We start from the raw sequence: 17,615 nt of genomic DNA, 5'->3' as shown, positions 1-17,615 counted from the left end.
TCAATTTTGGCATTATCATTGTAGGTGTGCTTAATGGAAAATTAAAGTGAAAGTTATGAAAGGATTAGTGAAAATAATCAGTATGGTCGGTGTAGTGAGCATGATGCTTGTGTCGTGTGTTGTTCATGATCATCACGGGCGAAGACCGATGCCTCCAGGACATGCTAAGAAAGTATATGGTGGAGGAAGTGCAAAACATTATGCACCCGGTCAAGTAAAAAAAAGAGGTCATCACAGAGGAAGACATTAAATAAAAAAAGCCCCAATTTGGGGCTTTTTGTTATTTGATTTTAAACTTGTAATTTTTTTGAATCCTATTGAAAGTTTTAAACCCTCAAAAACAATAAGATAGAATTAGCAAATCAAAAAAAATAACAACACCTGAAGACTGGATATATTATTTTTAGAATTTTTCCGTTATTCCATGGTAATCCTTCTCAATTTTGGCATTAGTATTGTAATTTTTTGAGAACCTAACTAGAAATTTAATATCATTATGAAGTTTTTATCTAAAGTAATTGGAGTGTGTTTGTTTGTTTTCGCAATTACATTTTATCAGGCAGAGCCTACCCAGCGTCATCATCCTAGATCATACAAAAATCATCATCGTGGCCACCATAAGATGAAGTATAAAAGAGTAGCCTATCATAAAGCTCCAAGGCATTATTACAAGAAACACTATTACAGACCGGCAAGACCTTACAGGTATTATACCCACAAAAGATACAGACAGCCCCGTGTTTATCATAGCAGGCCAGTTATCATTGTCAATTTATAAAAATAGGGCTGTCTCAGAAATGGGACAGCCTTATTTTTCTTTGAGCTTGCAAAGACTTTATCTAAATTTCAATTAGATTTTCTTTTTCTTCGGATTTAAAAAAGTATTAAATATCATCACTTCCTGTCCGAACTTTTTTTCGATTCTTTCAGAGATGTTTAATAATTCACTTTCCATAAATTCAGTTCTCTTTTCTTCATCATCAAAAATCAAAAGAAGATTATAGTTTTTTCCATCTTCAATGAAGTCGCTGTGTACCTCAGAGAGGATATATTTTTCGACATCCAAAAGATTTTCCGTCATCAAAACCAAAGTGTCGTCCACGTAATTTTCCCATTCTTCTATATTGTCTTTCGTACAATGGAAAGTAATGCTCAGTACGCTCATATTTTAAGAATTTTTAAGATTATTTGAATAAATAGTTCGGCAAAAATCGGTAAAAATTTCGTAAATTAGCACGTTATTAAATATTCAAAATAAATAGTTTTCAGGTTGTTTTTTAAACATCTGATTATCATTACAATAAAAGTTATATATGCAAAGAGAAGGAGAAAGATTGATTCCTATCAACATCGTTGATGAAATGAAGTCATCTTACATTGATTATTCAATGTCCGTTATTGTTTCAAGAGCTTTACCGGATGTAAGAGATGGCTTGAAACCTGTTCATAGAAGAGTACTTTACGGTATGTATGGATTAGGGGTTTTTTCAAACAGAAAGTACTTAAAATCTGCAAGAATTGTAGGAGATGTTTTAGGTAAATATCATCCACACGGAGATTCTTCTGTCTACGATGCAATGGTTAGAATGGCTCAGCCGTGGAGTTTGCGTTATCCACAAGTAGACGGGCAGGGTAACTTTGGTTCAATGGATGGGGATCCGCCTGCAGCAATGCGTTATACCGAAGCAAGATTAAAGAAAATTTCAGACGAAATATTATCTGATCTTGATAAGGAAACGGTTGACTTTCAAAATAACTTTGATGACAGCTTGACGGAACCAAGCGTAATGCCTACAAAAATCCCAAATCTTTTGGTAAACGGTACTTCAGGTATCGCTGTAGGGATGGCGACTAATATGGCGCCTCACAACTTATCGGAAGCAGTAGATGCAATTACAGCGTATATTGATAACAGAGAAATTACCATTGACGAACTGATGCAGCACATTGTTGCTCCGGATTTTCCAACGGGTGGAATTATCTATGGTTACGATGGTGTAAGAGACGCATTTCATACCGGAAGAGGGAGAGTAGTTCTTAGAGCTAAAGTGAGCTTTGAAGAAGTACACAACAGAAATGCAATTATTGTAACGGAGATTCCTTATCAGGTTAATAAGGCGGAAATGATTGCCAGAACAGCTGAGCTCGTGAAAGATGAGAAAATTCCTGGTATCTACGAAATCAGAGATGAGTCAGACAGAAACGGGATGCGTATTGTATATGAATTGAAAAACGATGCGATTCCTAATGTTGTTCTTAACTTATTATATAAATATACTTCACTTCAGACATCTTTCAGTGTCAACAATATTGCTTTGGTACACGGAAGACCAGAGCAGTTGAACTTAAAAGATATTATTCATCACTTCGTAGAGCACAGACACGTTATTATCGTAAGAAGAACGGAGTATGAGCTTAGAAAAGCGAGAGAAAGAGCACACATTCTTGAAGGTTTCATGAAGGTGATCGGAACGCAGGATTCTTTAGATAAAGCGATTTCTATTATCCGTCACAGTGCGACTCCACAAGCGGCAAAAGAAGGAATTATTCAGGAGTTTGATTTGTCTGAACTTCAGGCTCAGGCTATTCTAGACCTTCGTTTGGCTCGTTTGACAGGAATGGAGCTTGACAAAATCCGTGATGAGTATGAGGCTATTATGAAAGAGATTAATAATTTGGAAGATATTTTGGCAAATGAACCAAGAAGATTCCAAATCATTAAGGATGAATTAGTTGAAATTAAAGAAAAATACGGTGACGAAAGAAGAACTGAGATAGATTATTCAGGAGGTGAAATGTCTATTGAAGATATTATCCCGAATGAAGCGGTAGTTCTTACGATTTCTCACGCAGGATATGTGAAGAGAACGTTGCTTTCAGAATACAAAATTCAGAGCAGAGGGGGTGTCGGTAATAAAGCGGCAACGACAAGAGATTCAGATTTCTTAGAGTATATCGTTTCTGCGACCAATCACCAATATATGTTGTTCTTTACCGAAAAAGGGAAGTGTTATTGGTTAAGAGTATTTGAAATTCCTGAAGGTTCTAAAACTGCAAAAGGAAGAGCGGTACAAAACCTAATCAACATCGAACCGGATGACAAGATTAAAGCGTATATCAGAACCAACAACTTAAAAGATGCTGAATATGTCAACCAAATGAGCGTAGTAATGGTCACCAAAAATGGTACGATTAAGAAAACATCATTGGAAGCTTATTCTCGTCCAAGAGTAAATGGAGTAAATGCGATTGAAATTAGAGATAATGATATGTTGTTGGGGGCTTACTTGACGAACGGTACATCACAAATTATGATTGCTACGAAGAACGGTAAGTGTATCCGTTTCCCTGAAGAAAAAGTAAGAGAAGTAGGTAGAGGTTCTATCGGAGTTCGAGGGATCAGCATGGAAGATAATGATGAGGCAATTGGTATGATTGTTGTCAACGACTTGGAAAATGATACGGTTCTTGTAGTATCTGAAAAAGGTTATGGTAAGAGAACGGCGGTAGAGGATTACAGAATTACCAACAGAGGTGGAAAAGGTGTTATCACTCTAAATATTACTGAAAAAACAGGTAATCTTATTGCAATTCAGAATGTAACTGACGACGATGGATTGATGATCATCAATAAATCGGGTGTTGCTATCAGAATGAACATGAATGAAATGCGTGTAATGGGTAGAAATACTCAGGGTGTGAAAATGATCAATCTGAAAAAGAATGACGAAATTGCAGCCATCGCAAAAGTTGAAATGGATAAAGATGTTGTAGAGGAAGATGAACTTTTAGAAGGTGAGGAAGGAGTAATTCTTCCGGCAGAAGAAGGTAACGCTCCGGAAATAGAAAACAATTCAGAAGACGAAAATTCAGAAGATACAGCTGAAGACAATTCTGAAGAATAATTAATATAAAAATAAAATTGTTATTATGAAAAAGCTAATTTTAGGTATAGCTATCGTTTCATCAGCATTTGTTTTCGGACAGAAAGATGCAAAGGATGTAAATGCGCAATTACAAGCTTCTAATAAAGCGGCAATGGATGCTTATCAGGCGAAGAATTATGCAGTTGCAGCACCAAAGTTTTTAGAGGTTTATAACTTAATGAAAACGAGTGGGCAGGATGATAAAGTATATATGTATTATGCAGGTCTTAGCTATGCTCTTGCTAATAATGTGGATGAATCTATCAAAATTTATACTGATTTAATTAATTCAGGATATACAGGTGTTCAGACTAATTATACTGCGAAAGCAGTAAAGACAGGTGAAGTTACTACACTTGATAAAAACACTTGGGATTTGCTTAAAAAATCATCAAAAGATTATACAGATTTTAAAACTGAGCAGACAAAAAGTGTAGAGCCGGATTTGTATGAAACTTTATCAACTCTGCTTTTAAATGCTAAAAAGAACGACGAAGCTTTAGCTTTGATTGAAAAAGGTTTGGCTAAATTTCCGAATAATGCTAAATTAAAAGAATATCAGGGTTCTGCTTTGTATGCTACAGGAAATACAGATAAATTCTTAACAAATCTGAAAGAGCAATTAGCCAAAAATCCTAACGATGCAACCAATTGGTATAACTTAGGAGTTCTACAGGCGAAAACTCCGGCAACTGAAGCTGAGGCAATTGTAGCATTCCAAAAGTCTATTGAACTTGCAGGAACTAATACGACGTTGCTAAATAATGCTTACCAGAATTTAGTATTTACATCAATAGGAGATGATCCAAAAGCTGTTGAAACCATTAATGCAGTGAGAAAATCCAATCCTGACGAAGCAACAAAGTTAATTGATGCTAGAAAGGAGAGATTCAACAAAGCATTACCTTTTGCAGAAAAGTGGTATCAAAGCAATCCTGAAAGTCTAGATGCAGTTACTACGTTAAGAGAAATTTACAGTATTACAAAAAATCAGGCAAAAGCTACTGAAATGAAAGCTAAACAAGCTGAACTTGAGGCCAAACAGCCAAAATAATATTCAGGTATCTGAATTGAATATAAAACCGGAGCATTTTGCTTCGGTTTTTTTTGATATTTTAATTTAAATGAAGAGAGAAATCTATAACTAGACATATTTCGAGCGTTTAGAATGATTGGTTACTTTTAGAATTATACAAGTATTTCAATGAATTATCCTTAAAATTCAATGTTAAATTTCTCTCTAATTCCGTATCTTTGAGAAAAATTTTTACAGAATGATCGAGTGGAAAACCGTAAAGGAATACGAAGATATTACTTATAAAAAATGCAACGGTGTAGCAAGGATTGCCTTCAACAGACCAGAAATCCGTAATGCATTCAGACCTAAGACAACTTCAGAATTGTATGATGCTTTTTACGATGCATCAGAAGATCCTTCCATTGGCGTAGTATTGCTTTCAGGAGAAGGGCCAAGTTCGAAAGACGGTGTTTGGGCTTTCTGTAGCGGTGGAGACCAAAAAGCGAGAGGTCAGCAAGGGTACGTAGGTGAAGACGGAAGACACCGTTTGAATATTCTTGAAGTTCAGCGTTTAATCCGTTTTATGCCAAAAGCTGTGATTGCAGTTGTTCCAGGTTGGGCTGTAGGTGGCGGTCACTCGCTTCATGTGGTTTGTGATTTGACCTTAGCGAGTAAAGAACACGCTATTTTTAAACAGACTGATGCGGATGTAACGAGTTTTGATGGTGGTTACGGTTCAGCGTACTTAGCTAAAATGGTCGGACAGAAAAAAGCACGTGAAATTTTCTTTCTAGGAAGAAATTATTCTGCGCAGGAAGCCTTCGATATGGGAATGGTGAATGCTGTAATTCCTCATGACGAATTGGAAGATACTGCTTACGAATGGGCTCAGGAAATTTTAGCTAAATCTCCAACGTCCATCAGAATGCTGAAGTTTGCTATGAATCTTACCGACGACGGAATGGTTGGGCAACAGGTTTTCGCAGGTGAGGCAACCCGTTTGGCTTACATGACAGAAGAAGCAAAAGAAGGAAGAAATGCCTTCCTTGAAAAAAGAAAACCGGATTTCGGAAAAGATCAGTGGATTTCTTAAAATATAAATAATGGGTGATAGGTAATGGGTAATTTCCATTACCTATTATTTTGTAATTTTAGTGAAGTTCTAAAAATAAAAGAAATGAGAAAGCATAAAAAAATACATTATGTTGCCGGAATGATCAGTGCGCTTTTAATTCCTCTTTTGTTTCTTTATTATGCAACTCCTGTTTACTATCAAATGAGCATGAGAGTATTAGATATTGGACTTCCATATAAAGCTAAAAAAGGAGAAAAGATTCCGGAGTATACACACATTCCGAAAGAAGGATGGAATTATAAAACAATCAAGGTAAAGCCGGGTTTTGATAAAAAAAATGAAGAGAATTTCATCAAAGAAATCAATCAATTAACTTTAAACAATATTGATAAAACCGGAATACGCTTTCAGCTTTCTGATAAAAATGTTTATGCTGATTTAATTGGTTTGATTAATATGATGCTTAAAACCAAACAGGAAATGTACGGTCTTGATATGGAAGAAACCAACAGTTTCTACGTTCTTTACGAAAGACTTGAAAAAGAACCTAATATTTTTGGTTGTAGTGGAGGTGAAATGTCTTACCTTAATCTGGATCAGTATAATTATGCACATTCTAATTTCTGGAACAAACTCATTCATTATTCTCCAAAAGGATCTTACTATTTAATTTTTGGTTTTCTGATGCTAATTTACTGTGCTATGCTTAGACCTAAACTGAGTTTCAATATTTAATTTAATGGAGCAAAACTTTCAAAACCCTCAGATTTTCGACCTTGAAATACCTGATTTCAGTGATTTGAAACTGATATCGGTGTCTTCCAAATATCTCAACATTATTTTATTAAATCTCACATTGTTTTCGATTTTTTTAATCGGAGCATTTGGTGTGGCTTTTTATTTTTTTTATTTCAATTTAACAAAATTACAGATTTTAACAATTGTTACAGGAATTTTCCTGATCATTGTTTTTCTGTTTTTAAATGCAATCATTGGTTTTAAATTCAGGAAATATGCTGTTCGTGAAAAAGATTTGATCTACCAATACGGTTGGCTGAAAAGAAGCGTCATTATAGTTCCGTTTAAAAGAATTCAGCACATCAAAGTAGAGCAGGGCTGGTTTTCTAAAATTTTGAATTTGAAGTCAATATCAGCATACACTGCAGGAGTAAGCGGAGGTGACGTTACCATTAATGGCTTGCCGGAAGATATTGCGGAAGGGATCAACCAATTAATCCGTCACAGTATTTCTGAGGAAAAGAAAGAAGATGGAGGACAAGCATAATTCTTTTTTTCAGCCTCAACGTCAGTCCAAAACAGGAATTGCACTACTTTTCCTGTATAATGTGGGATTGGTTGTCAAGAACTTATGGGTTTTTATTATATTTTATTTCGTAAAAAAAGATAAAGTAGAGCCCTGGATTATTATTCTTGCCACCATCGCTTTACTCACAATCTTGATTGTTTCCTCTGTTTTGCAATACTATCATTTTAAATATTACATCGATGCTGAAAATGATGAATTTGTGATTCATGAAGGAATTATAAATACTTCGGTAATTAAAATTAAAAAAGAAAATATTCAGGAAGTCAATATCTCACAACCTTTTATTCATCGATTTTTTAATATTTATAAACTTGAAATTGATACCCCGGGAAGCTCTGAAAAAGAAGTGAAGATTTCAGCATTGACAAAACAAAATGCGATTGATCTAAAAAAATATCTTTTAACGGAGAAGAAAACAGAAAACAGTACCGAATACCTTGACGAAGCTTTAAATAATGAACAGACCCAAGAACTTCGTTCAATCAATATTTCAACACTCAGTATTTTAAAATACGGAATTACCGCCAATTATATCCAAAGTTTTTTTGCTTTGTTAAGTTTAATATTTTATGGTTTTTCTGAACTTACCAATTTGCTTAAAAAAGCAGAATTTGATACAGATTTAGACTATGATACCGTAGAATCTCAGTTTTTAGCGTTTTCTATTCCTGTCATTCTTGGGATTGTTTTGGTTGTCATTATTGTCGGAATTCTTATCAATACTGTTCGGACGTTGATTAAATTTTTCAATTTTAAAATTACTGAAAACAATCAGAGTTTCTCTTTTGAATACGGATTGTTTAATACCAGAAATTCGATTGTCAACAAATCGAAAGTGCAGGTAGTCACAGAGACGCAAAACTGGATTCAGAAAAAAATGAAGATCTCTCATGTGAAATTTCTTCAGATTGGTAAGAATGAGGAGGAGGATGAAAAAAATGTCGCTGCTGTTCCGGGAATTAATGATCATGAAAAAATAAAACTGATCTCAGCAATTTGGAATGAGATTCCTGTTTTTAAAAATTATTTAAAACCTAATTTCAGATTAATCATTGTTCATACTTTTCAGTGGATTGTGATTCCTCTGCTTTTAGTTTCCATTATTGAAAGAGAAATATGGATAAACTACTGGTTTTTAGCGGTCATTTATGTTGTTTTAGCGGAATTGTTAATTTTAATTTCGTTTCTAAATTTAAAATTATTTTACAACGAAAAATTTATCAGACTAAAATCAGGAATTTGGGATATCGATAACCGAACTTTTGAGGTCGAAAAACTTCAAACTGTGAAAATTTCTCAGTATTTTTGGCAAAGAAAAACAAACTTAGGAACAATCACTTTTTATACTTCCGCAGGACGCTTTAAAATAGCTGCTTTAAACTATTTAAAACTCAAAAAACTGCTGAATTACTGTATCTACAAAATTGAAAATTCTAAGAATAATTAAATAAGAATTTAATGTCAGATTGGATAAAAGCTGCAAGGCTTAGAACGTTACCGCTCTCTCTGAGCGGAATTATCATGGGGTCATTCATTGCAAAATGGAGACTTTGGGGACAAGGCGGTACCTGGGACTGGAAAATATTTGCTTTGGCACTTTTAGTGACGTTACTGTACCAGGTTTTATCAAACTATGCCAATGATTATGGTGATGGTATTAAAGGTACTGATGCAAAGAGAATCGGCGAAGCAGAGGCAAGAGCAGTAGCTTCAGGTAAGATTACTGCTAAGCAAATGAAAAATGCAGTGATTCTTTTTTCTGTTTTATCATTTGTAGCAACAGTTGCGCTTTTATATTTGGCTTTCATTCCAGATTTTATGAATGAATTTTACATCTTCATCGGTTTGGGTGTGGCGAGTATTTTGGCGGCAATTGGTTACACCGTTGGTAAAAAACCTTATGGTTATATGGGATTGGGAGACGTTTTTGTTTTCATTTTCTTTGGTTTAGTTTCAGTTTGTGGAAGTTATTTTTTATTTACAAAAACATTTTCTTGGGATATTCTTTTACCGGGCGCAGCTGTAGGAATGATGAGTATGGCGGTTTTGAACCTTAATAATATGCGTGATATTGAAAGTGACAGGTTGTCAGGCAAAAACAGTCTTGCGTTGAGAATGGGTTTCAGAAACGCAATGATTTATGAAATGGTTCTGCTGCAGTTTCCTTTGATTTTAATTCTAATATTTTTAGGAATCAACGGCTTTATTCAATCGCAGCAATATTATGTGTTCATTGTGATGATTCTTTTACTGCCATTGGCAAAACTGAGAAGAAAAATAATGGAAGTGAAAGAACCAAAAGAACTTGATCCGTTTTTAAAGCAAGTTGGAATTATCACCTTTATGATGGCTGTTCTTACCGCTTTCGGACTGAATTTTTTTAAATAAATAATTTCTATACCATGAGTCAAAATGCGTACGTTGAAGCTCAGATGCTGATCAGAAAACCTATCGAAGAAGTTTTTGAAGCATTTATTGATCCCGAGATCACTACCAATTTTTGGTTTACAAAATCTTCCGGAAAACTTGAAGAGGGAAAAACGATTGTTTGGGAATGGGAAATGTATAGTGTGAGAAATGAAGTTTCTGTACATCAGATCATCCCGAATCAATTGATTAAAACGGCGTGGGGAAACCCCTCTACAAAAGTTGATTACGAATTCAAAAAAATGGAAAAAGGAACCCTTATTGTTATAAAAAGTTACGGCTTTTCTCAGGATGGAGAAGATTTGTTAAAAGTAATTAATGATAATACAGGCGGTTTTACAACTGTGCTAGATGGGTGTAAAGCGTATCTTGAGCATGGAATTAATCTTAGATTGATAGAAGATAAGTTTCCCAATAAATAATACAGAATGATGAATATTGCTTTCAAGGTAATTTCTTATTTATCGATTATTTTAGCTTTAGTTCTTACTTATAATTTACTTATCGAGTTAAGTGAAATCGAAACAATTTTTGAAATTGAATTAATTCCAATCTTGATTTTTTTAATTGTTGTTTCTAACGGTGTGTTAGGTTTTTATTTTCTGTACAGAAAAGTAAAACCAAGAAAATATTTATTAATCCTCCAGACGTTAATCATAATACCGACATGTTTATTGTTGTATCAGATCTTTTTTAATTCGACAATTTCGTGTTATTAGTTCAAAAATAAAATTTAAAATGAAAATACAATACTTGGGACAAAACTGTTTTTTGTTCACCTATAATGAAATAACAATTCTTTGTGACCCTTTTTACAATTACAAAAAAGCAGAATCTGGATTTGATATTTCGGCTCAGAAAATCGATTATATTTTGATCACCCACGCACATGGCGATCACATTGCTGATGTAGGAGAGGTTTTACAGCATTATCCTGAAGCTACCATTATCGGACAGCCAGAAATCTGTGCGTACTTCAAAGATGCTAAAAACAAAGATGATGTCAACTTGGGTGGATCTGCAAAAATTGGAGATCTTAAAATTTCTATGGTTCCTGCTCATCACACAAGTTCATTCCCTGACGGAAGTTATGGTGGAGTGCCTGCGGGTTATATTTTCAGGCTTGCTGAAGGTAAAAATGTATATTTAGCTGGCGACACAGGAGTAATGGCGGATATGCAGTTGTTTCCTGCCCTGTATGGTCATTTAGATCTTTCAATCCTTCCGATAGGAGGTCATTACACTATGTGTTCAAGAAAAGCGGCTTTTGCAGCAGCAGAATTATTGAAAACTCCAAAAGTAATCGGATGTCATTTTGATACCTTTCCTGCAATTGAGATTGATCATGAGAATGCTGTGAAAAATTTCAGTGAAAAAAATGTTGAATTGATTCTTCCAAAACTTGGCGAAAGTTTCGATATATAACAAAAAAAAATTAAGAGATTAAGTAATTTAAATAAAATCATCTTAATCTCTTAATTTATAAAAATAAAAAATGGCAAGCTACCTAAATCACACCGCTACGACCAATTACCTTTGCTGCGTTCCCACCCTGGAGGGTTCTCAGGAGCTGGTTGTTTAGGACTTGCCGTTGCAAAGATAGGAATTTATTATAAACTTAAAAATATTATTACAGAAAAAATCTTAGATAATCCCTTTATTAAAGCTAATGCGCTGAAATTTAGATGGATATTTTTTAAGAATTTTTCCAAAAATTAGAATTATGACGAAAAGTCCAGTAACCTTAGGAATTTTACTTTATGCAGCTACAATGTTGATCTTTTTTGTAGTTTATTTTCTCTTTTCCGGTGTTGAGTATTTTGATACTTCATTGAAAGTCAATGCTTTCGTTCTGCCGATATTTTATGCTTTAACAGCATTTTGGTCTGTAAAGTCTCGTTGGAATAAGTATAGAATGGGCTTCAGAGAAGCATTTAAAAGAGCTTTTGTTCCGATGTTTGTAGGTGGAATTTTATCCATTGTAAGCATTTTTACCTTTTTAAATTTCGTTGATACGGATGCAAAAGACCTTCTGAATTATCAGTATGTACAGAGACAAAAATCAGAATTAGGCAAAGAATATTTGTCAGCAAAAAAGATTTTGAAACATCAGAAAGACATTGACGAGCTGGAGCAAAAATATCAGGAAGGTCTTCAGAGATTTGATCCTAAAACAGTTAAAGGAAAAGATATGTTGACGGCTAGTCATTTTTCAGGATATTTTGCCGCAATTCTTATATTTTACGTAGTTTTGTCAGTATTTTTCGGGGCGTTTTTCAGAAAGAAAACAATGCCTGAAGAAATCATTGAAGAATAATTTTTTATTAAAATTAAATGAATTTATCTATAGTTATTCCGTTGCTGAACGAGGAGGAATCTCTCGAAGAGCTTTTTACAAGAATTGATAACGTTTGCAAAACCAGTAAATTATCTTACGAAGTTTGGTTTATCGACGACGGAAGTACAGATTTGTCTTGGAGCATTATTGAGAATTTAAAAGTTCAGCATCCGCAGATTCACGGAATAAAATTTTCCAAAAATTACGGAAAATCTCAGGCTTTACACTCTGCTTTTGCAAGAACAAATGGCGATGTCATCATTACCATGGATGCCGATTTACAAGATTTTCCGGAAGAAATTCCTGAGCTGTATAGAATGGTAATTGAAGACAATTACGACATCGTTTCCGGTTGGAAAAAGAAGCGTTTTGACAATGTGATGACAAAAAATGTACCTTCAAAACTGTTCAATGCTGCGGCAAGAAAAGTTTCTGGAGTGTATTTGCATGACTTCAACTGTGGTCTGAAAGCGTATAAAAAACAGGTTGTAAAATCAATCGATGTGTATGGAGATATGCACCGTTATATACCGGTTTTGGCTGCTAATGCAGGTTTCAGAAGAATTACAGAAAAAGAAGTACCACATCAGGCTAGACCTTACGGAACATCAAAATTTGGAACTGAAAGATTCGTTCGAGGGTTCTTAGATTTAGTAACACTTTGGTTTGTAAGCCGTTTCGGGGGAAGACCTATGCATTTCTTCGGAGCAGTGGGGACATTGATGTTTATCATAGGATTTCTTTCTGCACTTTGGCTGGGAATTTCAAAACTGATTGATGTCGCAAGAGGAATTTACGGACATTTAATTACCAACAATCCTTGGTTTTTTATTGCATTAACAATGATGCTGATGGGAACTTTGCTTTTCATTGCAGGCTTCTTGGGCGAAATGATTATCCGAACGAACAGAGAGCATAAGAATTATAATATTGATGAAGTGATATAAATAGAATGAAGTTTTGCCTTATTATTTTTAGTTTCTTTTTGTTTTCATGTACAGAAATGAAAACCAATAAACAGATAACTGCCAAATGGCAATTTATAAGTATTAATGATGGAAAAAGGAGAATAGTCGACGATAAAATGCTGAATAATTTCAAAAAGGAATACGGAACAGGTACATTAGAGTTCAAAAATGATTTGTCTTTTTCATCGTTGGGAAGCAAAAATAATAATGGTGGTACTTATTCTTTAAAAGATAGTACTGTAATCATGCAATATTCTGATCTTTCCGAGTCAATTAAATTTAATTATTCAATAGTTGAAAATAAATATCTGCTTCTAACGAATAACGAAGGTAAGCCTCATACTTGGCTTTATAAAAAAAGTAACTAATGAAAAAAATTACTTGTATAATCCTTTTTTCCACTGCTGTAGTTTCTTGCGGAAAAATATCTCCAAAAGGGAATTTAGAGAAAAAAGAAATTGATGTTGAAGAATTTGTCAATTTAGATTTAGACGGAAAATTCCGTGTATTTTATGCAAGAGGTCCAAAGAATTTTGTTGAGATAGAAACCTATCCGAATATTGCTGATAATCTGGATGTTGACGTAGATGAAAAAACACTTTCTATCAAAGAAGGCAGAGGAACAAAGGGTGTAGATTTCTACAATGTGACGATTTATTCTAAATACAATTTGGAAAAAGTCTCGCTTTCAGATTCTGTTGAAATGAACATTTCGAGCGAAATTAAAACCGATAATTTTAGACTCAATTTAAAAAATAATGCTACTTTTATGGGTTCGGTGAACACAAGAAGGGCAGAAGTGGAAATGCTGAACAGAAGCCGTGCTAATTTTTTAGGCGAAACAAAGGACGCAGTGATAAAGATCTCTGATACAGCAAGTTTAATAGCTCCGTATTGGAAAATCGTGAATTTAAATATTGATTCTAAAAACGGAAATTATGCAGAAGTTAATGTAAAAGATACCTTAAAAGGAAACATAAAAAATACTGCGAAGTTTTTGTATTATAATGATCCGATTAGAGCTTTTAAAGTTGATAAGACGACCAGAGTTGAGAACAAAAAGTTGCAATAATATATGTACTCACCTTCAACATGAATTTCATAACTTATAAAATAAAAATGACTAGATTTTTATCCGTTTTAATTTTTATGGCAATTTGTTTAATATCTTGTGTATCAACAAAAGTGAGCTCAAAAAATAATTATGATTATTCAGTTTTAAACGAAAGTACAAATTATATCGTTGAAACAAAGACCGGAGAGAAAATTAGACACTTCCAATTCAACAGTCAGAATGATGATTTAATTATCGGGAAACAGGGTGAGAAGGAAATTCAAATTAAGAAAATTACGATAGATAATATTAAAAGACCAAGCACAGGAAAAACCATTGGTCTCGTTGCAGGTTTAATTGCACTAGGTGCAGTTGGAGGTACAATACCTGCAGCAGTAAGCAATAATTAAACTATAAAAGTTACAAATACAAATATGACAACACTAGAAAAAGCACAACTTTGGTTAAGTGATACCTTCGATAAAGAAACGAAAGATGCTGTTCAAACATTAATCGACAGTAATTCTCCCGATCTTGAAGACTCTTTTTACAGAGAATTGGAGTTTGGAACAGGAGGAATGCGTGGAATTATGGGTGTTGGAACTAACCGTTTAAATAAATATACGTTAGGTCAAGCTACACAGGGACTTGCGAATTATATGTTACAGCAATTTCCAGGTGAGGAAATTAGTGTTGCGATAGCTTATGATGTTCGTCACAACTCAAAAGAATTCGGAAAATTGGTTGCAGATGTTTTAACAGCAAACGGAATTAAAGTTCTTTTATTTAAAAACCACAGACCAACTCCGGAATTGTCTTTCACAGTTCGTGACAGAAAATGTAACGGAGGAATTGTGTTGACGGCTTCTCACAATCCACCGGAATACAACGGCTACAAAGTATATTGGAATGACGGTGCACAGATCGTTCCGCCTCATGATGAAGCAATTATCAATGAAGTATATTCTGTAAAATTTGAGGAAATTAAATTTGACGGAAATGATGATTTAATCGAGTGGATCGGAGAGGAGCAGGACGAAGTATATATCGATGCATGTATTGAAAATTCAACCTATCAGGATGTTGGAAAAGGTAATCTGAATATCGTCTTCACATCAATCCACGGAACAACATATACCACAGTCCCTCAGGCTTTGGAAAAAGCAGGTTTTAAGAAAATCGATTTGGTTAAAGAACAGATGATCCCGAGTGGAAATTTCCCGACGGTAGATTCTCCTAATCCGGAAGAGCCTGCAGCATTGGAAATGGCAATGGACTTAGCGAAGATCACCAATGCAGACATCGTTATCGGAACAGATCCGGACGGCGACAGATTGGGAATTGCTGTGAGAAATCTGGAAGGAGAAATCCAGTTATTGAATGGAAATCAGTGTAATTCCATTTTAACCTACTACATTTTAGACCAATGGAAAAAGCAGGGTAAAATTACTGGAAAAGAATTCGTAGGATCTACGATTGTAACTTCAGATATCTTCTTTGACATTGCTGAAAAATTCGGTGTTGACTGTAAAGTTGGATTGACTGGTTTCAAATGGATCGGGAAAATGATCCGTGATTTTGAAGGTCAGGAAAAATTCATTTGCGGTGGAGAAGAAAGTTTCGGGTTTATGACCGGAGATTTCGTCCGAGATAAAGATTCTTGTGGAAGTATTGTTTTAGCTTGCGAAATCGCAGCTTGGTGCAAAGCCAACGGAAGAACGATGTATGAATATTTGATTGAAATCTATCAGGAAACAGGAATGTATTATGAAGGTTTGATCAACATTACTAAAAAAGGCAGAGACGGAGCGGAAGAAATTCAGAATATGATGAAAAATTTCCGTGAAAATCCTCCAAAATCATTGGCTGGTTCAGCGGTTGAAGAAGTAAAAGATTTCAAAGAACAAACGAATTTGGTAGTTTCTGAAAACCGAAAAACTGTGATGGATGATATTCCAAAATCAAATGTTTTGATTTACTATACACAGGACGGAACGAAAGTTTGTGTAAGGCCTTCAGGCACAGAACCTAAAATTAAATTTTATGTTTCTGTAAAACAAAATTTAGACACAAAAGAAGATTTTGAATCAACTTTAAAATCTTTAGAACAAAAAATAGAGGAAGTAAGAAAAGATCTTCAGTTAAATTAAAATAACTGGATGTTAGATTTCAACTTTTAAATCTAACATCCAGTATCTAGTATATAATATCTAACAATAATAAAAAGTGAAAGTTTCAAAATTAGCGGCGAACCTGATTGGTTCTGAAATCGTAAAAATTGGTAATGAAGTAAACGATTTGAAGGCAAAAGGAGCAGAAATAGCCAACCTTACCATTGGCGACCTGAATTCTAACCTGTATCCGATTCCGGCACAGTTGAAGGAAGAAATTCAGAAAGCGTATCAGAATAATTTGACAAATTATCCGCCTGCGAACGGACTTTTATCTTTAAGAAAAGAGGTTTCTAAAGATCTTAAAAGAAGATGGAATCTTGACTATAATGTCAATGATGTATTAATCACGGCTGGTTCTAGACCGTTGATTTATGCAGTTTACAAGGTGATTGTTGACGAAGGTGATAAAGTGATTTACCCAACGCCATCTTGGAATAACAATCATTATGCATATTTGACTTCTGCTGACGCAATTGAAGTTAAAACCACACCGGAAAATAATTTCCTTCCTACAGCAGATGAATTAAGACCTCATTTGAATGGAGCAGTTTTATTGGCACTTTGTTCGCCTCTCAATCCTACGGGAACAATGTTTACGGAAGCTCAATTGAGAGAAGTCTGCGAAATGGTTTTGGAAGAAAATAAAAAAAGAGGTGCAGATGAGAAGCCATTGTATTTAATGTACGATCAGATTTATTCTAATCTTACATTTGGTGCAAAACACGTTGATCCTGTATCGCTTTTCCCGGAAATGAGAGAATTTACAATCTACATTGATGGAATTTCTAAATGTTTAGCAGCAACCGGAGTACGTGTTGGCTGGGGCTTTGGTCCTTCACACATCATCGATAAGATGAAAGCACTTCTTACACACGTTGGAGCTTGGGCACCAAAACCAGAGCAGGAAGCTACGGCTAAATATTATGAAAATGCTGAGAATGTTGATACATTCGTGGAAGAATTTAAAGGAAAACTTGAAGCAAGTTTAAAAGTTCTGCACAATGGAATTCAGGAATTAAAAGGCAAAGGGTTGGCAGTAGAAAGCATCGAACCAATGGGTGCATTGTACCTGACCATCAAAATCGATTACATTGGAAAAACAAAGCCTGACGGAACAGTTATTGAAAATTCTTCTGATTTGGTATTTTATTTAATCAATGATGCAGGAGTTGCTTTGGTTCCGTTCTCCGCATTTGGTGAAGCAAAATCAGAGCCTTGGTTCAGAGCTTCTGTAGGAGGTTTAGACATCAGCGAAATCGAAGCAATGATGCCGAAGCTTGAAAATTCTTTAAATAAACTGAAATAGTT

General features: G+C 34.6%; 19 protein-coding genes and 1 other RNA gene. 18 read left to right on the top strand and 2 right to left on the bottom strand.

Annotated elements, in window-relative coordinates:
* Window positions 1-55: 55 nt before the first annotated feature.
* Window positions 56-250, top strand: coding sequence for a hypothetical protein (locus tag AR685_RS01785; protein ID WP_047444145.1), 195 nt, complete (start codon window positions 56-58; stop codon window positions 248-250).
* A gap of 246 nt (window positions 251-496) precedes the next feature.
* Window positions 497-778 (top strand): hypothetical protein, encoded by a 282-nt coding sequence (locus AR685_RS17990; protein WP_131777584.1) that lies wholly within the window; start codon window positions 497-499, stop codon window positions 776-778.
* Between the two features lie 72 nt (window positions 779-850).
* Here the strand turns inward: AR685_RS17990 and AR685_RS01780 are convergent, their stop codons facing one another.
* Window positions 851-1,165, bottom strand: a complete 315-nt coding sequence (locus AR685_RS01780; RefSeq protein ID WP_047444144.1) for a DUF4286 family protein — start codon at window positions 1,163-1,165, stop codon at window positions 851-853.
* A gap of 148 nt (window positions 1,166-1,313) precedes the next feature.
* Between AR685_RS01780 and gyrA the strand changes: the two genes are divergently transcribed.
* The 9 genes from gyrA to AR685_RS01730 all read left to right on the top strand — a co-directional run bounded on the left by gyrA (window position 1,314) and on the right by AR685_RS01730 (window position 11,198).
* Window positions 1,314-3,905 (top strand): DNA gyrase subunit A, encoded by a 2,592-nt coding sequence (gene gyrA, locus AR685_RS01775; protein WP_047444143.1) that lies wholly within the window; start codon window positions 1,314-1,316, stop codon window positions 3,903-3,905.
* A gap of 25 nt (window positions 3,906-3,930) precedes the next feature.
* Window positions 3,931-4,980 (top strand): tetratricopeptide repeat protein, encoded by a 1,050-nt coding sequence (locus tag AR685_RS01770; protein WP_047444142.1) that lies wholly within the window; start codon window positions 3,931-3,933, stop codon window positions 4,978-4,980.
* A gap of 220 nt (window positions 4,981-5,200) precedes the next feature.
* Window positions 5,201-6,037, top strand: coding sequence for a 1,4-dihydroxy-2-naphthoyl-CoA synthase (locus tag AR685_RS01765; RefSeq protein ID WP_034676149.1), 837 nt, complete (start codon window positions 5,201-5,203; stop codon window positions 6,035-6,037).
* Between the two features lie 84 nt (window positions 6,038-6,121).
* Window positions 6,122-6,754, top strand: a complete 633-nt coding sequence (locus tag AR685_RS01760; protein WP_052187876.1) for a hypothetical protein — start codon at window positions 6,122-6,124, stop codon at window positions 6,752-6,754.
* A 4-nt stretch (window positions 6,755-6,758) separates the two neighbouring features.
* Window positions 6,759-7,304, top strand: coding sequence for a PH domain-containing protein (locus tag AR685_RS01755; RefSeq protein ID WP_052187874.1), 546 nt, complete (start codon window positions 6,759-6,761; stop codon window positions 7,302-7,304).
* The gene (locus AR685_RS01750; protein WP_059123545.1) at window positions 7,288-8,793 is read left to right on the top strand and encodes a PH domain-containing protein; all 1,506 of its coding nucleotides are present in this window, start codon (window positions 7,288-7,290) and stop codon (window positions 8,791-8,793) included. Before AR685_RS01755 ends, AR685_RS01750 begins: the two co-directional genes overlap by 17 nt.
* A gap of 11 nt (window positions 8,794-8,804) precedes the next feature.
* Window positions 8,805-9,734: a 1,4-dihydroxy-2-naphthoate octaprenyltransferase gene (gene menA, locus AR685_RS01745; protein WP_047444140.1), complete on the top strand. Its 930-nt coding sequence runs from the start codon at window positions 8,805-8,807 to the stop codon at window positions 9,732-9,734.
* Window positions 9,735-9,748: 14 nt separating this feature from the next.
* Entirely contained in the window at window positions 9,749-10,195 is a 447-nt protein-coding gene (locus AR685_RS01740) for an SRPBCC family protein (RefSeq protein WP_047444139.1), read from the top strand.
* Window positions 10,196-10,511: 316 nt separating this feature from the next.
* Window positions 10,512-11,198 carry a metal-dependent hydrolase gene (locus AR685_RS01730; RefSeq protein ID WP_059123544.1) on the top strand — a complete coding sequence of 229 codons (687 nt, stop codon included), beginning with the start codon at window positions 10,512-10,514 and terminating at the stop codon, window positions 11,196-11,198.
* Window positions 11,199-11,266: 68 nt separating this feature from the next.
* Here AR685_RS01730 and ffs read toward each other — a convergent pair.
* Window positions 11,267-11,364, bottom strand: an RNA gene (gene ffs / locus AR685_RS01725) — signal recognition particle sRNA small type.
* Window positions 11,365-11,496: 132 nt separating this feature from the next.
* Between ffs and AR685_RS01720 the strand changes: the two genes are divergently transcribed.
* From AR685_RS01720 to AR685_RS01690, 7 genes are all read left to right on the top strand, one after another.
* Complete coding sequence (locus tag AR685_RS01720) at window positions 11,497-12,090, top strand: DUF4199 domain-containing protein (protein ID WP_059123543.1); 594 nt, start codon at window positions 11,497-11,499, stop codon at window positions 12,088-12,090.
* Between the two features lie 17 nt (window positions 12,091-12,107).
* Window positions 12,108-13,058: a glycosyltransferase family 2 protein gene (locus tag AR685_RS01715; protein WP_059123542.1), complete on the top strand. Its 951-nt coding sequence runs from the start codon at window positions 12,108-12,110 to the stop codon at window positions 13,056-13,058.
* 56 nt (window positions 13,059-13,114) lie between these two features.
* The gene (locus AR685_RS01710) at window positions 13,115-13,447 is read left to right on the top strand and encodes a hypothetical protein (protein ID WP_059123541.1); all 333 of its coding nucleotides are present in this window, start codon (window positions 13,115-13,117) and stop codon (window positions 13,445-13,447) included.
* Window positions 13,447-14,151 (top strand): GIN domain-containing protein, encoded by a 705-nt coding sequence (locus AR685_RS01705; RefSeq protein ID WP_059123540.1) that lies wholly within the window; start codon window positions 13,447-13,449, stop codon window positions 14,149-14,151. Before AR685_RS01710 ends, AR685_RS01705 begins: the two co-directional genes overlap by 1 nt.
* Before the next feature lie 113 nt (window positions 14,152-14,264).
* Complete coding sequence (locus AR685_RS01700; protein WP_131777583.1) at window positions 14,265-14,543, top strand: hypothetical protein; 279 nt, start codon at window positions 14,265-14,267, stop codon at window positions 14,541-14,543.
* A gap of 24 nt (window positions 14,544-14,567) precedes the next feature.
* On the top strand, window positions 14,568-16,283 hold the full coding sequence (locus AR685_RS01695) for a phospho-sugar mutase (RefSeq protein WP_059123539.1): 1,716 nt from the start codon (window positions 14,568-14,570) through the stop codon (window positions 16,281-16,283).
* Window positions 16,284-16,359: 76 nt separating this feature from the next.
* On the top strand, window positions 16,360-17,613 hold the full coding sequence (locus tag AR685_RS01690; RefSeq protein ID WP_059123538.1) for a pyridoxal phosphate-dependent aminotransferase: 1,254 nt from the start codon (window positions 16,360-16,362) through the stop codon (window positions 17,611-17,613).
* Window positions 17,614-17,615: the final 2 nt, after the last annotated feature.

Source organism: Chryseobacterium sp. JAH, assembly GCF_001507335.1.
Classification (GTDB): domain Bacteria; phylum Bacteroidota; class Bacteroidia; order Flavobacteriales; family Weeksellaceae; genus Chryseobacterium.
The sequence above is the reverse complement of the archived record's forward strand: the minus strand, read 5'-3'. Positions and strand labels throughout refer to the sequence as shown.

Bases quoted from the DNA above. Each gene is read 5' to 3' on its own strand.
- AR685_RS01785 (WP_047444145.1), top strand. From the start codon at position 56: ATGAAAGGATTAGTGAAAATAATCAGTATGGTCGGTGTAGTGAGCATG.
- AR685_RS17990 (WP_131777584.1), top strand. From the start codon at position 497: ATGAAGTTTTTATCTAAAGTAATTGGAGTGTGTTTGTTTGTTTTCGCA.
- AR685_RS01780 (WP_047444144.1), bottom strand. From the start codon at position 1,165: ATGAGCGTACTGAGCATTACTTTCCATTGTACGAAAGACAATATAGAA.
- gyrA (WP_047444143.1), top strand. From the start codon at position 1,314: ATGCAAAGAGAAGGAGAAAGATTGATTCCTATCAACATCGTTGATGAA.
- AR685_RS01770 (WP_047444142.1), top strand. From the start codon at position 3,931: ATGAAAAAGCTAATTTTAGGTATAGCTATCGTTTCATCAGCATTTGTT.
- AR685_RS01765 (WP_034676149.1), top strand. From the start codon at position 5,201: ATGATCGAGTGGAAAACCGTAAAGGAATACGAAGATATTACTTATAAA.
- AR685_RS01760 (WP_052187876.1), top strand. From the start codon at position 6,122: ATGAGAAAGCATAAAAAAATACATTATGTTGCCGGAATGATCAGTGCG.
- AR685_RS01755 (WP_052187874.1), top strand. From the start codon at position 6,759: ATGGAGCAAAACTTTCAAAACCCTCAGATTTTCGACCTTGAAATACCT.
- AR685_RS01750 (WP_059123545.1), top strand. From the start codon at position 7,288: ATGGAGGACAAGCATAATTCTTTTTTTCAGCCTCAACGTCAGTCCAAA.
- menA (WP_047444140.1), top strand. From the start codon at position 8,805: ATGTCAGATTGGATAAAAGCTGCAAGGCTTAGAACGTTACCGCTCTCT.
- AR685_RS01740 (WP_047444139.1), top strand. From the start codon at position 9,749: ATGAGTCAAAATGCGTACGTTGAAGCTCAGATGCTGATCAGAAAACCT.
- AR685_RS01730 (WP_059123544.1), top strand. From the start codon at position 10,512: ATGAAAATACAATACTTGGGACAAAACTGTTTTTTGTTCACCTATAAT.
- AR685_RS01720 (WP_059123543.1), top strand. From the start codon at position 11,497: ATGACGAAAAGTCCAGTAACCTTAGGAATTTTACTTTATGCAGCTACA.
- AR685_RS01715 (WP_059123542.1), top strand. From the start codon at position 12,108: ATGAATTTATCTATAGTTATTCCGTTGCTGAACGAGGAGGAATCTCTC.
- AR685_RS01710 (WP_059123541.1), top strand. From the start codon at position 13,115: ATGAAAACCAATAAACAGATAACTGCCAAATGGCAATTTATAAGTATT.
- AR685_RS01705 (WP_059123540.1), top strand. From the start codon at position 13,447: ATGAAAAAAATTACTTGTATAATCCTTTTTTCCACTGCTGTAGTTTCT.
- AR685_RS01695 (WP_059123539.1), top strand. From the start codon at position 14,568: ATGACAACACTAGAAAAAGCACAACTTTGGTTAAGTGATACCTTCGAT.